This window comes from Mucilaginibacter ximonensis, assembly GCF_042686265.1.
GTDB classification, from domain to species: domain Bacteria; phylum Bacteroidota; class Bacteroidia; order Sphingobacteriales; family Sphingobacteriaceae; genus Mucilaginibacter; species Mucilaginibacter ximonensis.
In genome coordinates, this window is record NZ_JBHUPD010000001.1 from 1,376,677 (window position 1) to 1,391,593 (window position 14,917).

Below are 14,917 nucleotides of genomic sequence, written 5' to 3' on the forward strand. Positions count from 1 at the left end.
AATGAGCAATTACAGAGATATTGACATGCTGAGAACCACCGAGCTTTACGTAACCCGTAAAGGTTGGTTTAAACCTGTTTATACTTTAACCGACGGGCAGTTTGATTACGGTTGCATAACACACGCCGGCGCTTTCACCCGTACCCGGAATATCGAGACAGCCGAAGCAAAGTTCAGCGTTAAGCCCAGAGGCTTTTTTGGTAAAGAGGTTGAAATTATAAACCAGGACAAAAGTGAAGTTGTGGGCTGCTATAGAAAAAACGGATGGGAAACCCGTATTACCTTAGAAATGAATAACGGATTTAAAACTCTACTTAAAAAAGGTAAAGGGATCTTTTCCCGAAAAATGATCTGGACTGATGAGCGATATGGAGATTTTATTGAAATTAATAACTGTGGCCGCCTGCACAAACCTTTTAAAGTAAAATTAGAACCCAATAGTATAAAAACCAGATTGCCTTTAGCGTTACTTACATTAATAGGTGTGAATTTTATATTAGTTAAACAAGCGCAAGCCGCAAGCGCAGGTGTTTAAATCATGGCTGAAAAAAAAGCATTTATATTAAGGGTAAACCCGGATATGTTAAAAGATATCGAAACCTGGGCCAACGACGAATTTAGAAGCACCAATGGCCAGATCGAGTATATCTTACAACAGGCTTTACTTGCGCGTAAAAAACAGGCAAAAAAGAAAAAAGAATCCTAAATACTATGCAAGCATAATATTTCTCAAAATAAATTAGATAGATTTGCAATATCAAATCTATTTTATGAGAGAAGTAGTTATTGTATCAGCAACCCGCACGCCGATAGGCAGTTTCGGGGGCGCATTGTCTTCATTCGGCGCCACGCAATTAGGCGCTGTTGCCATCAAATCTGCAGTTTCAAAATCAGGTTTAAAACCAGAACAGATTCAGGAAGTGTTTATGGGGAATGTGCTATCGGCCAATATAGGTCAGGCACCTGCTACACAGGCAGCAATATATGCAGGCTTACCTTATCTACCGGCTACTACTATCAACAAAGTCTGTGCATCGGGTATGAAAGCCATCATGCTGGCTGCTCAGAGCATTGCTTTAGGTCATAATGATATCGTAGTAGCCGGGGGCATGGAAAGCATGAGCAATGTCCCCTACTACCTTGCCAAAGCGCGTACCGGCTATAAATTAGGTAATGATTTACTAATAGATGGTTTGGTTGAAGATGGCCTTTGGGATGTCTACAACAATTATCATATGGGCTCGGCTGCCGAATTATGTGCTGCAGAATGCCACATTAACCGAGAAGAACAGGATGCTTATGCTATTGAATCATACAAAAGATCCATCGCCGCGCAAAACAGCGGAAAGTTTGTGGCCGAGATCACCCCTATCGAGATTAAAGACAGAAAAGGCGAGGTTACATTGGTTGCTGATGACGAAGAACCATCGACTGTAAAATTTGAAAAGATCCCATCATTAAAACCTGTATTTCAAAAAGACGGCACCGTTACCGCAGCCAACGCATCAACCTTAAATGATGGGGCGGCGGCATTGGTTTTAATGAGCCGCGAAAAAGCCGACGAATTGGGCATTAAGCCACTTGCAAAAATAATAAGCTATGCCGACGCACAATTAGCACCCGAATGGTTTACCACTGCCCCATCAAAAGCAATTCCTTTAGCTTTACATCGTGCCGGTTTAAAAGGCGATGATATTGATTTTTATGAGATCAACGAGGCCTTTTCAGTGGTATCAATAGCCAATAACCGCGAGTTAAAACTCGATCCGTCGAAAGTAAACGTAAATGGTGGAGCCGTTTCTTTGGGGCATCCCCTGGGTGCTTCAGGGGCGCGTATTGTGGTTACATTACTTAGTGTACTGCAACAAAACAACGGAAAATACGGCGCTGCCGGAATTTGCAATGGCGGCGGCGGTGCAAGTGCAATTGTTATCGAAAATTTACGTTAACCATAAAATCGTATATATTTACGGCATTAAAATTTCAAGAGTGATAAGAAAATCAGTCATTGCATTTTTTCTGATAGCGCTAACTACCAGAACATTTGCACAGCAGATAGGCGCAGAGGGATTAAAACAGCTTAACTTTTACCAGGACAGTTTAAAGCATTTAGGTGCAACCATTGTAAATAACCAAAATGATCTCGCCCGTAAAAATGCAAATTACCAATTTATCAAAACACTGGTAGCCGCCCTTAAAACGCCTTTTTCGTTCGATTTCCCTTTTGACTCGGTTAAAACTGTTACGCTTACGACATCGCCCGATCAGAAATTCAGAATTTTTAGCTGGCACGTAGCTAACGACGATGGCAGCTATCGCTTTTACGGCGCTATACAAATGAAAACCGCCGGCCCCCTTAAACTTTATGGCCTGGAGGATTATACCCCGCTTATCAAGGCAGCAGAAGATACCATTGGCGATAACCATAGCTGGTTTGGTGCGCAATATTATACTATCATCCCTGTGCTGGGCTATCACCCCTATTACGTAATGTTGGGCTGGAAAGGCAACAATGATAAATCGACCAAAAAAGTAATTGAGGTATTGTCTTTCCAGGGTGATAAACCTGTGTTTGGTATGCCGGTATTTAATGGCAATGGCAAACGTCGTGATCGTATTGTTTTTCAGTATGCCAGGCAGGCTTCTATGCTATTAAAATATGTGCCGTCGCAAAATCTGATCGTATTCGATCATCTGGCTCCGCCGGATAAAAAATCAGCCGACCGACCTGAAACCTACGGCCCCGACCTGAGCTACGATGGCTACAAGCTTAAAAATGGCGAATGGATCTATATGGATAACCTTGACATGCGTAACGTGCCTGACGACCAGGATCAAACTTATATAGACCCCAAACTGACTGAAAGACCGAAAACTACGCAACCAATACGTAAAAAAAAGGTGCAATAACTGTATACCATTAATATTCCCCTATATTTTTATTTAATAGAATAATAGTATTTTAGGCCAAATTAAACTGATCTTATGTCTGAAACATCCCTAACAGCTGAAGCTGTTACTACGGAAGCAAAGTATCCCAAAAGCGTTCCGTATATTATTGGCAACGAAGCCGCAGAGCGTTTTAGCTTTTATGGCATGCGCTCTATACTGGCTACTTTCTTAGTTGCTCAATTTTTCAACCCCACACTCAACCCGGCGTTGCAAACCGTTGCCGAAGCGAAAGCAAATGAAAGTACACACTTCTTTGTAACTCTGGCTTATACCCTGCCTTTTGTCGGCGGTTTGGTGGCCGACTGGTTTACTGGAAAATACCGCATTATTCTTACCATATCAATAGTTTATTGCCTGGGTCATCTTTGTCTGGCTGTTTTTGATAGTAACCTGAATGGTTTTATCGGTGGTTTGGTTTTGATAGCGATTGGCGCCGGTGGTATTAAATCATGCGTATCGGCAAATGTTGGCGATCAATTTGACAAATCAAACCAGGTATTGCTTTCAAAAGTTTATGGTTGGTTTTACTTCAGTATCAACGCAGGTTCGGTTATTTCAACCATATTGATTCCATGGGTTTATGCAGAATGGGGCGCAAAATGGGCCTTTGGTATTCCAGGTTTATTAATGGCTTTAGCTACAATCATTTTCTTTTTAGGCCGTAAAAAATATGTACGCGTTCCGCCAAGCGGCATCAACCGAAATAATTTTGTCTTTATTTCGGTGTATGCGTTAACCCACTTGGGCAAAAAACAAAAAGGCCAGTCATGGCTTGATGTTGCTAAAGGCGAGTATAATCCTGAAAAAGTTGAAGGTGTAAAAGCAGTTTATCGCGTAATGGCTGTATTTATCTTTGCACCTATATTTTGGGCCATGTGGGATCAAAACCTGTCAGAATGGGTATTACAAGCCGAGAAACTGGATCGTCATATCAATTTAGGGTTTGGCAGCTTTACTATATTAGCAGGTCAGGTTCAGACAGCTAACCCTATTTTCTTATTATCGTTCATCCCACTTTTTACTTATTTCGTTTATCCTTTTTTGGATAAAATCGGAATCAAAACTACACCACTGCGTCGATTAGGTGCCGGCTTGGCTTTAACAGCCTTGTCATTTGTGATTATTGCGTTTGTACAGGAGAATGTTGACAAAGGCTTACATCCGTCTGTTTGGTGGCAAATATTTGCTTACGTAGTATTATCGGCAGCCGAAGTTCTGGTATCAATCACCGGTTTGGAATATGCTTACACCCAGGCACCAAAATCAATGAAAAGTACCATGAGCGCCATTTGGTTATTAACCGTCGCTGCCGGTAACCTGTTTGATGCTTTAGTTAACAGCAATATTGCTGAACATGGCTTTTTCTCTAAATTCACCGGCGCTAGTTATTACTGGTTGTTTGTAGGTATATGTACTGTATTTTTAGTAATTTACTTATTTGTAGCCCCACGCTTGAAAGAGCGCAGCTATATTGAACAGCCGGAAGAAGAAGAAAACGATATTATCGCACAGACCAACAATCTGTAATAATAAACATTGATGCAATTAAAAGAGCGGGGAATTATTTAACATTGCCTGCTCTTTTTTATAACAGATAGCCTATTTTTGCCAACTCTTTTAATCAGAAAATAATATAATCAATACGTGCCTGATAGCATAGTAATCATACCTACCTATAACGAAAAGGAAAACATCGAACGGATGATCCGTAAGGTATTTTCTTTACCATTTAATTTCCACATTCTGGTCATTGATGACGGTTCGCCTGATGGCACGCCGATTATTGTCAAGCATTTGCAAAATACTTATCCGGACAGCCTATTTATGGTTGAACGTGCAGGTAAACAAGGTTTAGGCACCGCTTACATACATGGCTTTAAATGGGCCATTGAGCATAATTACGAGCATATTTTTGAGATGGATGCCGACTTTTCGCATAATCCCGAAGACTTGCTGCGTTTACGCGAGGCCTGTGTTCAGGGCGCGGACGTTGCAGTTGGATCGCGATACATTAAAGGCGTAAACGTAGTAAACTGGCCCATGAGCCGTGTACTGATGAGCTATTTTGCCTCGGTATACGTGCGCTTCATCACCGGCGTAAACATCCAGGATTTCACAGCAGGCTTTATGTGCTACAAACGTAAAGTATTGGAAACCATAGAGCTTGACAAAATTAAGTTTGTGGGCTATGCCTTCCAGATTGAGATGAAGTATACTGCGGTAAAACACGGTTTCAGGGTTACTGAGGTTCCAATTATATTTACCGACCGTACGGCAGGCGAATCCAAAATGTCAAAAGGCATTTTCAAAGAAGCCATTTTCGGCGTTTTAACCATGCGCTTTAATGCACTGTTTAGAAAATACCCAGAGGGGTGAAGATTGGTTATTGAAGACTAAAGATTGGACCTGTAGATAGTTTCTAATCTTAAATAATTGCTCTTCACTTTTTAGTTGATAACTAATCGTTAATCTTTAACGACTAATCTTTCAAAAATCTTATTTTTGAAACAATGAACGAGCATCTCAATCCTGAGGGTGAACGCCTGTCGCCGGCCGAACGTGATATTGAAAAAGTGTTACGTCCGCAGGCATTTGAGGACTTTACCGGTCAGCATAAAATACTTGAAAACTTACGGATTTTTGTAAAAGCGGCCCGCATGCGCGGCGAGGCGCTTGACCACGTATTGCTGCACGGACCTCCGGGTTTGGGCAAAACTACCCTGTCGTACATTATTGCTAATGAGATGGGCGTAGGCATCAAAATCACCTCAGGCCCCGTACTGGATAAGCCCGGCGACCTGGCTGGCTTGCTCACCAATCTTGAAAATGGCGATATTTTATTTATTGATGAGATACATCGCTTAAGTCCGCTGGTTGAGGAGTATCTGTACTCAGCAATGGAAGACTTTAAGATAGATATTATGCTGGAAAGCGGCCCTAACGCCCGTTCAGTACAAATCTCGTTAAATCCATTTACGCTGGTTGGCGCCACTACTCGTTCAGGCTTGCTTACAGCGCCGCTGCGTGCCCGCTTCGGCATTAACTCAAGGCTTGAGTATTACGATGCTAAGCTTCTAACAACCATAGTTTTAAGATCGGCATCTATCTTAAACACACCTATCAGCGATGAAGGTGCTTACGAGATAGCCCGCCGTAGCCGCGGCACACCGCGTATTGCCAACGCATTGCTGCGCCGTACACGCGATTTTGCCCAGATAAAAGGCAATGGTAAAATAGACACTGAAATTGCTAAATACGCCCTGAACGCGCTTAATGTTGACGAGCATGGCCTGGACGAAATGGATAATAAGATTCTGCTTACCATCATCGATAAATTTAAAGGCGGCCCGGTTGGTTTAAAAACCATAGCCACTGCCGTAGGCGAAGATGAGGGCACTATAGAGGAGGTGTATGAGCCCTTTTTAATACAGGAAGGGTTCTTGATGCGAACTGCCCGCGGGCGCGAAGCCACGGAAAGTGCATACAGGCATTTGGGTAAAATAAAACTCGGCGGAAATCCTTCCTTATTTTAAGTTTTTATTGCTACTATTGCCGTTATAATTAATCTGTTACAAACTTAAATTATCAATCAAACAACGTAGTTTTATAACTATTAATAACCCTTTATGAAACGTATATTTCTTTTAGCCTTAGCATTGGTAGGCAGTCGCGCAATGGCCCAACAGGTTACCACCGTAACCGACCCGGTTGATTGGGTGAACCCGCTGATGGGTACCGATTCAAGGCCAGACCTTTCAAACGGAAACACCTACCCTTGTACTGCCCTGCCATGGGGTATGAACTTTTGGAGCCCGCAAACCGGACCTAACGGCGACGGTTGGGCGTACACTTACGATGCGCATAAAATTCAGGGCTTTAAGCAAACTCACCAGCCATCGCCATGGATGAACGACTACGGTATGTTCTCGATCATGCCAATGACTAAACACTTGAGCGTTGAACAAAGTGCACGTGCAAGCTGGTTCTCGCACAAAGCAGAAATCTCAAAACCATACTACTACAGCGTTTACCTGGCAGATCATGATGTAACAACTGAGATCACTCCTACTGAGCGCGCCGCACAATTTAAAATTACTTTCCCTAAAGCAGATAGCTCATTTATTTTAGTTGACGCTTTTGCAAAAGGCTCATATGTAAAAATTATTCCTGCCGAAAATAAAATCATAGGCTATTCTACACAAGCCGCAGGCCCGCAACTAAAAAACTTTAAAAACTACTTCGTAATCTATATCGATAAACCCTTCACTCTCTCGCACACTTATAGTACCAGCGAAAAAGGCGAAGGCAGAAACCGTTCTGAAGTAGCTCAATTAGAACCTTCATTAGAAACTAATGCACAACACGCTTTAGCAGCTATAGGTTTCCAAACTAAAAGAGGCGAAGTTGTTCACCTTAAAGTAGCTTCCTCATTTATCAGCCTGGAACAAGCTGAGCTGAATTTGAAACGCGAAATCGGCAACGATAGCTTCGAGCAAACCGAAAAGAAAGGCCGCGACATATGGAACAAAACCCTGGGACGGATCAACGTATCTGGTGGTACAATTGACCAGGTTCGTACTTTCTACTCATGCTTATACCGCATGTTGTTCTTCCCGAACAAAATGTACGAGATCGATGCCAAAAACGAGCCGATGCACTGGAGCGCTCAAAACGGCAAAATTATGCCGGGCTACAAATTTGCAGGTACTGGTTTCTGGGATACCTTCAGAGCTTTATATCCATTCCTGAACCTGGTTTATCCGTCTATCGACCAGCAAATGCAGGCCGGTTTGGTTAACGATTATAAAGAAGGTGGCTGGTTGCCTGAGTGGTCAAGCCCGGGCTACTCTGACTGTATGATCGGTAATAACTCTGCTTCAATTGTTGCTGATGCTTATTTAAAAGGCCTTCGCGGTTACGACATCAACACGCTTTGGGAAGCTGTAAAACACGGCGCCAACAACACCGGACCTAATGCTACCGGCCGTCGTGGTGTCGAATATTACAACACACTGGGCTATGTGCCTTATGATGTTAAGATAAACGAAAACGCTGCCCGTACCTTAGAATATGCTTATGACGACTTTGCTATTTATCAATTAGGTAAAGCATTAGGCAAGCCCGAGTCTGAAATTGCTATCTACAAAAAACATAGCTTGAACTATCGTAACCTGTACAATAAAGAAATAGGTTTGATGCAGGGCCGTAACAAAGACGGATCGTGGGTTAAGCCATTTAACCCATTGAAATGGGGAGATGCCTTTACCGAAGGTAATGCATGGCACTATAGCTGGGCCGCTTTACACGACATTCAGGGTATGATTAACCTGGAAGGTGGCCGCAAGCAGTTTGTTAACAAACTGGATTCTATATTTATCATCCCACCTATTTTTGATGATAGCTATTATGGCGGTGTTATCCACGAGATCCGCGAGATGCAGATTATGAACATGGGGCAATACGCACATGGTAACCAACCTATTCAGCACATGCTATACCTGTACAACTTTGCCGGCGAGCCTTGGAAAACCCAAATGCACGTGCGTGACGCAATGGCCAAACTATACAAAGCTACGCCTGATGGTTACTGCGGCGACGAGGACAACGGTCAGACCTCAGCATGGTATGTATTTTCAGCAATGGGTTTCTACCCGGTTTGCCCGACAAGTTCACAGTATGTATTGGGTACCCCATTGTTTAAAACGATGACTGTTACGCTGGAGAATGGAAAGAAAATTGTGATAAATGCGCCAAACAACAGTGCTCAAAATCAATATATACAATCGCTTACCGTTAACGGTAAACCGTACGATCTGAATTACTTTACACATACTGCTTTGACAAAAGGCGCTGTATTGAATTATGTGATGTCTGATAAGCCTAACACGCAAAGAGGTACAAAACCATCAAGCTTCCCATATTCGCTTTCAAATGAAAAATAAAGTTTCAGGCCTCTTGGTAACGGCTGTTTTGGCGGCATTCTTAAGCGCATTGGTCGTCAACGCCAATGCGCAGGATAAGCACCTTAGATTAGGCATCTACGGACTTAACCATGACCATATTCTTGGCTTTTTTAACCAGCGTAAAAATGGCAAGGCTAATGTGGTAGGTGTTTATGAGCCCAGCCGTGCGCTTTGGGAGAAGTACAAAAAACGCTTCAATCTGCCCGACTCGCTTTATTTTGACGATGTTCATAAAATGATCAAAGCCGTTAAACCTGATGTTATGTTGGGTTATAATGCTGTTGGCAAACACGTGGATATTGTTGAAATATGCGCTCCACTGCACATCCCGGTAATGGTTGAAAAACCACTGGCCGCTACTTTAGCGCAGGCTAAACGTATAGAGGAACTGGCCAATAAATACAAGATCAAAGTATTGGTTAACTATGAAACTACCTGGTACCCATCATTCCAATACATTCATGATATGGTTGGGCAGGATAGCATAGGCAAAATACGCCGTATGGTTATTCGCGATGGTCACAGCGGCCCTAAAGAAATTGGTTGCAGCCCTGAGTTTCTGGCCTGGTTGACTGATCCGGTTTTAAATGGCGCAGGTGCACTGAACGATTTTGGTTGCTACGGTGCCGATCTGGCTACCTGGCTAATGCATGGCCAACGCCCTATCGCGGTTACTGCCATCGCCAAACATTACAAACCGCAGGTTTATCCTAAGGTTGAAGATGATGCTACCATACTGGTTGAGTACCCTACCGCCACCGCTTCTATCGAAGCGTCATGGAACTGGGCTTTAAATATTAAGGATATGGAAGTTTGGGGCGAAACAGGAGTTATTCATGCCTTTAATGGGCAGCGGGTTCAATTCAGAACACCAAAAGACGAAACCAGGTTTACTTTGATCAAAGAGGCAAAACCTATCCCTGCACCAAATAATGACCCGCTGGTTTATTTAACGGCGGTGCTAAGAGGGCAATTATCTGACGAGGGCACCCAGGCTTCTTTGCCATACAACATGATCGCAATGGAAATTCTGGATGCTGCAAAAAGATCTATCCAATCGGGGAAAAGGATAGTTTTGCAACCTTAATAAAACAAATACCAGACTTGCGGGGTTACACCACCTCGTAAGTCTTTTTTTAATTTAATATCCATCTATAATGTCAAAACAAATCACTGCTTTACTATCGTTTTTTTTAGTAATCAATCTGTGTGCTAAAGCGCAAAATAACGCGGCTATTATGGCGCGTAAACAAGTGCCTGTAGTATGCTGGCACCAAATACGCGACTGGCGTGCAAAAGACTCTAAAAACGCGAAAGATTATATTGTACAAATCGCCGCGTTTAAAGAACACATTAAGATGTTGGCCGACAGTGGCTATCATACCATTTTGCCTGATCAGTTATATGCTTACCTAACCACCGGTGCAGCATTACCCAAAAAACCCATCATGCTTACCTTTGATGATACCGATGAGGATCAATATACTATAGCCGCACCGGAGTTGAAGAAATATGGTTTTAAAGCGGTTTATTTTGTGATGACGGTATCTATTGGCCGCCCGCATTATATGACTAAAGAACAGGTAAAAGCGCTGTCTGACGCAGGTAACGTTATCGGCAGCCACACCTGGGATCATCACATGACCAGTAAGTACAAACATGATCCAAATCCTAAAAAGGATGATTGGGTAATACAACTGGACAAACCAACCCAAAAACTGGAAGAAATCACCGGTAAAAAGATCAATTACTTTGCTTATCCTTTTGGCATATGGAATAAATCAGGTTTCCCGGAATTGCATAAACGCGGTTTCAAAATTGCGTTCCAACTAGCTGAAAAACGAGATCCTAATGATCCGTTAATGACCGTTAGACGTATCCTGGATAGTGGTTACTGGAGTACTAAAACATTAGCAAAAGCTATCAGAACTAGTTTCTAATTAATAGAACATTAAAAAAAGGGGAGCTCGAGTTTTTCGAGCTCCCCTTTTATTTCTTGTCATTCTTCGCTATGCCCAGAATGACAATCTACCAGTATTGTTGAGTACTACAAATTCTCCCCTTTCGGTCCCTGTCCTTTGTTAGAGGTATCTTCATCCTCAGGCTTTGGAGCGGTTGGGTCGCCGCTATCATCGGTACTTGGTATTACGGTGTCAACATCGTTATCGGGATTATTTTGCGCGTCAGGCTGTTTGCCTTGTTCCAGGTCGTTGTCGCCGTCTTTATTGGTAACAGATGTATCCTCATTGGTAATCTGTTCATCTTTTGGGTCTTTAGCTTCGGTGGTTTCCATGGTGTAGACATTATAGTTTTCAGATCGCCGTTCATAATCTGCTGCAAGCTGTCGTTTTTATTTGTATTATCTTTGCAACAATGCAGCAAAACAAGTCGGTATATAGTAAACTCATCAAAGACGAAGCCAAAAAATTAGGCTTCCTGTTTTGCGGCATCTCCAAGGCTGAATTTTTAGAAGAAGAGGCTCCGCGACTGGAAGCCTGGCTCAGCAAAAATATGCACGGCGAGATGCGTTACATGGAAAACCATTTCGACAAGCGCCTTGACCCGCGCTTGTTGGTTGACGGCGCAAAATCGGTGATTTCCATGGGTCTGAATTACTATACCGAAGATACGCAAGCAGACCCATCGGCACCTAAAATATCCAAATACGCGTACGGGCAAGACTATCATATTGTAATTAAGGACAAACTGAAACTACTGCTGGAAACCATCAACGAAAGGATTGGTCAGGTTGGCGGCCGTGCTTTTGTAGATTCAGCACCTGTATTAGATAAAGCCTGGGCAAAAAAAGCCGGATTGGGTTGGATTGGCAAAAACACCAACCTCATTAATCAAAAAAGCGGTTCATTCTTTTTCCTGGCCGAACTGATTGTTGATATTGAACTGGAATATGACGTAGAGCCTACTGCCGACCATTGCGGCACCTGCACCCGTTGTATTGATGCATGCCCTACTGATGCCATTGTAGGGCCCTATGTTGTCGATGGCAGCCGATGCATATCTTATCTTACCATCGAGCTTAAAAACGAATTACCGCAGGAATTTAAAGGCAAAATGGACAACTGGATGTTTGGCTGCGATGTTTGCCAGGACGTTTGCCCCTGGAACAAATTCTCGGTGATACATAGCGAGCCGGCATTTAATCCGCATCCCGAATTATTGGGACTAAATCATAGCGATTTGCAAGACATCACCGAAGACACCTTCCAAAAAGTATTCAAAAACTCAGCCGTAAAACGAACGAAATTCAGCGGTCTGAAACGCAATATCGACTTCCTTAAAAAGATCGATTAACCTTTTTTAAACTTATCAGCTAATAACTTCAGCATATCATCGTCAACAGGTTTAGCGGGTTCCTCTTTCTTTTTATACGGCTGCTGATTATAGTTTGGTTTTTGATACGCTTTCTGCTGATATGCAGGCTTATTTTGAGCAGGTTTTGCCTCAGCAGTAGCTGCAGATGGTACAGTTGCCGGCTTTGGCTGCGCAGGCTGTTGCTGACGTTCGGCTTTTCTTTTATCGTTCCAGCGTTTGTAAATATCTTCTAGTTTACGTTTGGTGTATAGCGGAAAATCGCCCTGCATCATCCATGAATAATAGCTTGGCTCAATGTTAAAGACATCTTCAACCCTTTTGCCCTTATGCTTGCCAAAGTTAAACACCTCTTCGCCTGCTTCATTGTAAGCCATACGGCCGGCAAAATCAACCGGGCGGTTAAGGTTAGTGAACGTATGCAGGCCCTCTACGTGGTTAACCACCGGTTTGCTTCTGTTTCCTTTTTTATCTTCCCATTCAATATCAGCATAGCGTTCAATCTGCGCCAGTAATACCTCCATGGTTGCACGGGTGTCGGCTTCAGCACTGTGTGCATTAATAATTTCTTTTTGGCAGTAAAACTGATAAGCGGCTTTCAAGGTACGCTGCTCCATTTGATGGAAGATATTTTGTACGTCAACAAAATGACGATTATCCAGACTGAAATCTATACCCACACGCAGAAATTCCTCCATCAGCATCGGGATATCAAATTTGTTAGAGTTATAGCCTGCCAGGTCGCTATTTTCTAAAAATTCGGCTACTAAAGGGGCCAATGCGCCAAAATTAGGTTCGCCGGCGATATGCTCATCGTAAATACCATGTATTAACGATGACTCAATTGGAATAGGCATTTCGGGATTAATCCGCCACGTTTTAACTTCTTCGCTCCCATCCGGGTGTAATTTGATAACTGATATTTCAACAATACGGTCAACACCTATGTTTATACCGGTAGCCTCAATATCAAAAAAAGCCAGTGGGCGCTTTAAGTTTAATTTCATGGTTTTAATATTGGTAGTTCAGGTTGTAAAAGTCTTAAAAATTAGTCACTATATAAAAGAATATCTATTTAATGTGACTTAGCTGAATATCCATATACCTAGTATAATGCCCAATACCATGATTACGTAAAGTAATATTTCGGTGCCGGCAAATCTTTTGTATTTTGTCCAGAATGAATAATCTTGCTTTGACATATCGCAGACAAAATTATTAATTTAAATCAGCTTATGCATATAAATGAAGAAGAAGAGATAAAGAAAGAGTTTCAGTTGGAACGCGTTATCCTATTCACCGATGCTGTTTTTGCTATTATCCTTACCATTATGGTGCTGGACATTAAACTGCCGGAGGAAATAAAAAACATTGACGCCATTGGTTTTCACCATGAGATTAAGTTGTTAGTGCTGCGTTTGATAGGCTACCTGGTAACTTTTGTACTGGTAAGTCGTTTTTGGATGCTTCACCTTAATCTGTTCAGATACCTGAAAGATTATGACCGTAACTTATTGATACTTAACCTGGCTTTTTTATTTTCAGTCACCTTATTTCCATTTGCTATATCCAATTTATTTCATGAAATGCCCGGCCAGCAAATTAAAGATTGGAAACAGCTAAATATCCAGGACTCATGGAGCCTACAGATATATATCACGATTGCCTTGCTAACCACATCTATGCAGTCATTAATTTCGTGGTATTTACTGAGCAACCGTCAGCGCTTGTGTATTAATACCAACGATCTGGAGACCACACTGCAGTGGAAGGTAACCCGGGTAATGTTATTTTTGGCCCCTGCATTTTTGATACTATTACTAATACTTAATTGTTTCCCGTTACCCTATTACACGCCATTTATTATAGTTGGCCTTTTTGGGTTCAGCACAGGCAAGTTGAAACAACATTATTATCCTAAAGGATCTTACAGCGGGCCGGTTTTATGGCGACTTTACAATTACGCCAAAAACAATCGCTTTAAACGCCCCATGCATCGTAACACTTTAAAAAAGGAGCAACCCGAAAAAGAGCAGGATTAGTCGTCTGATTTTTGAGCAGATACCACTAAGCCGGTGCTATCTACATTTATTGAACCCGCCCGCGAAAAGTATTTGTAGATGGCGCCGTGCAGCGGCACTATGATCACGCCCTTAGTTGAGCTGGCATGTACAATGTAGCCATTTTGAAGATACACGCCTACGTGGCTAAACTGCTTACCATCAAAGTCAAAGAAAACAAGGTCGCCCTCTTTTAAATCGCTTTCATATTTACGTTTAATAACAGCCACTTGCTGCCAGGTTATTCTGGGCAGGCTTATATTATAAACCTCTTTCTCCAATAAAAAAGCTAACCCGGAGCAGTCTATCCCGTCTTTATCCAAACCGCCAAATTTGTAGGGGACACCGACCCAAAGTTCAATAAAATTATACAGGCGGCCATTGGTAATATCTTCAGACTTCACGCCCATAATCTGGGCGTATTTGTCGGCAATGCTGGCTTGTGGTTGAACAATTTCGCCGGGCTGGCCTTTGAGTACGGCCTTTTTGGCGTGACACGATGATAATATCAAAGCACCCATCAACAGCAAAAAACAATATTTTAGGCAGCTGTTTATATTCATGCCATAAAAATAGACCGAACAAGCGCAAGCTGTCTGCGGATATTTTTAA

15 protein-coding genes are annotated in these 14,917 nt (G+C 42.4%); 12 read left to right on the forward strand and 3 right to left on the reverse strand.

The features are described 5' to 3' along the window. Window position 1 precedes the first annotated feature (1 nt). From ACFS5N_RS06255 to ACFS5N_RS06300, 10 genes are all read left to right on the forward strand, one after another. Window positions 2–535 carry a hypothetical protein gene (locus tag ACFS5N_RS06255; RefSeq protein WP_377183355.1) on the forward strand — a complete coding sequence of 178 codons (534 nt, stop codon included), beginning with the start codon at window positions 2–4 and terminating at the stop codon, window positions 533–535. A gap of 3 nt (window positions 536–538) precedes the next feature. Further along, window positions 539–706 (forward strand): Arc family DNA binding domain-containing protein, encoded by a 168-nt coding sequence (locus tag ACFS5N_RS06260; protein ID WP_377183357.1) that lies wholly within the window; start codon window positions 539–541, stop codon window positions 704–706. A gap of 64 nt (window positions 707–770) precedes the next feature. Next, window positions 771–1,949 carry an acetyl-CoA C-acyltransferase gene (locus ACFS5N_RS06265; RefSeq protein WP_377183359.1) on the forward strand — a complete coding sequence of 393 codons (1,179 nt, stop codon included), beginning with the start codon at window positions 771–773 and terminating at the stop codon, window positions 1,947–1,949. A 40-nt stretch (window positions 1,950–1,989) separates the two neighbouring features. Continuing rightward, window positions 1,990–2,910, forward strand: a complete 921-nt coding sequence (locus tag ACFS5N_RS06270; RefSeq protein ID WP_377183361.1) for a hypothetical protein — start codon at window positions 1,990–1,992, stop codon at window positions 2,908–2,910. 75 nt (window positions 2,911–2,985) lie between these two features. After that, the gene (locus ACFS5N_RS06275; protein WP_377183363.1) at window positions 2,986–4,479 is read left to right on the forward strand and encodes a POT family MFS transporter; all 1,494 of its coding nucleotides are present in this window, start codon (window positions 2,986–2,988) and stop codon (window positions 4,477–4,479) included. Between the two features lie 117 nt (window positions 4,480–4,596). Further along, window positions 4,597–5,328: a polyprenol monophosphomannose synthase gene (locus ACFS5N_RS06280; protein WP_377183365.1), complete on the forward strand. Its 732-nt coding sequence runs from the start codon at window positions 4,597–4,599 to the stop codon at window positions 5,326–5,328. Between the two features lie 134 nt (window positions 5,329–5,462). Further along, window positions 5,463–6,485 (forward strand): Holliday junction branch migration DNA helicase RuvB, encoded by a 1,023-nt coding sequence (gene ruvB / locus ACFS5N_RS06285; protein ID WP_377183367.1) that lies wholly within the window; start codon window positions 5,463–5,465, stop codon window positions 6,483–6,485. 93 nt (window positions 6,486–6,578) lie between these two features. Continuing rightward, complete coding sequence (locus ACFS5N_RS06290; RefSeq protein ID WP_377183369.1) at window positions 6,579–8,894, forward strand: GH92 family glycosyl hydrolase; 2,316 nt, start codon at window positions 6,579–6,581, stop codon at window positions 8,892–8,894. Continuing rightward, a complete protein-coding gene (locus tag ACFS5N_RS06295) occupies window positions 8,884–10,002 on the forward strand; it encodes a Gfo/Idh/MocA family protein (protein WP_377183371.1) in 1,119 nt (372 codons plus the stop codon). The genes ACFS5N_RS06290 and ACFS5N_RS06295 overlap by 11 nt, the downstream gene beginning before the upstream one ends. Window positions 10,003–10,072: 70 nt before the next feature. Next, window positions 10,073–10,855, forward strand: a complete 783-nt coding sequence (locus tag ACFS5N_RS06300) for a polysaccharide deacetylase family protein (RefSeq protein ID WP_377183373.1) — start codon at window positions 10,073–10,075, stop codon at window positions 10,853–10,855. A 107-nt stretch (window positions 10,856–10,962) separates the two neighbouring features. On the opposite strand, the gene ACFS5N_RS06305 is transcribed toward ACFS5N_RS06300, so the two are convergent. Continuing rightward, entirely contained in the window at window positions 10,963–11,208 is a 246-nt protein-coding gene (locus ACFS5N_RS06305) for a hypothetical protein (RefSeq protein WP_377183375.1), read from the reverse strand. A gap of 80 nt (window positions 11,209–11,288) precedes the next feature. Here ACFS5N_RS06305 and queG point away from each other — a divergent pair, with 80 nt between their 5' ends. After that, window positions 11,289–12,227 carry a tRNA epoxyqueuosine(34) reductase QueG gene (queG, locus tag ACFS5N_RS06310; protein ID WP_377183377.1) on the forward strand — a complete coding sequence of 313 codons (939 nt, stop codon included), beginning with the start codon at window positions 11,289–11,291 and terminating at the stop codon, window positions 12,225–12,227. On the opposite strand, the gene ACFS5N_RS06315 is transcribed toward queG, so the two are convergent. Further along, on the reverse strand, window positions 12,224–13,252 hold the full coding sequence (locus ACFS5N_RS06315) for an exonuclease domain-containing protein (RefSeq protein WP_377183379.1): 1,029 nt from the start codon (window positions 13,250–13,252) through the stop codon (window positions 12,224–12,226). The two genes, queG and ACFS5N_RS06315, sit on opposite strands and share 4 nt — an antisense overlap. Window positions 13,253–13,480: 228 nt before the next feature. Here ACFS5N_RS06315 and ACFS5N_RS06320 point away from each other — a divergent pair, with 228 nt between their 5' ends. Next, on the forward strand, window positions 13,481–14,287 hold the full coding sequence (locus ACFS5N_RS06320; RefSeq protein ID WP_377183381.1) for a TMEM175 family protein: 807 nt from the start codon (window positions 13,481–13,483) through the stop codon (window positions 14,285–14,287). Here ACFS5N_RS06320 and ACFS5N_RS06325 read toward each other — a convergent pair. Next, entirely contained in the window at window positions 14,284–14,868 is a 585-nt protein-coding gene (locus ACFS5N_RS06325; RefSeq protein WP_377183383.1) for a C40 family peptidase, read from the reverse strand. The two genes, ACFS5N_RS06320 and ACFS5N_RS06325, sit on opposite strands and share 4 nt — an antisense overlap. Window positions 14,869–14,917 lie beyond the last annotated feature (49 nt).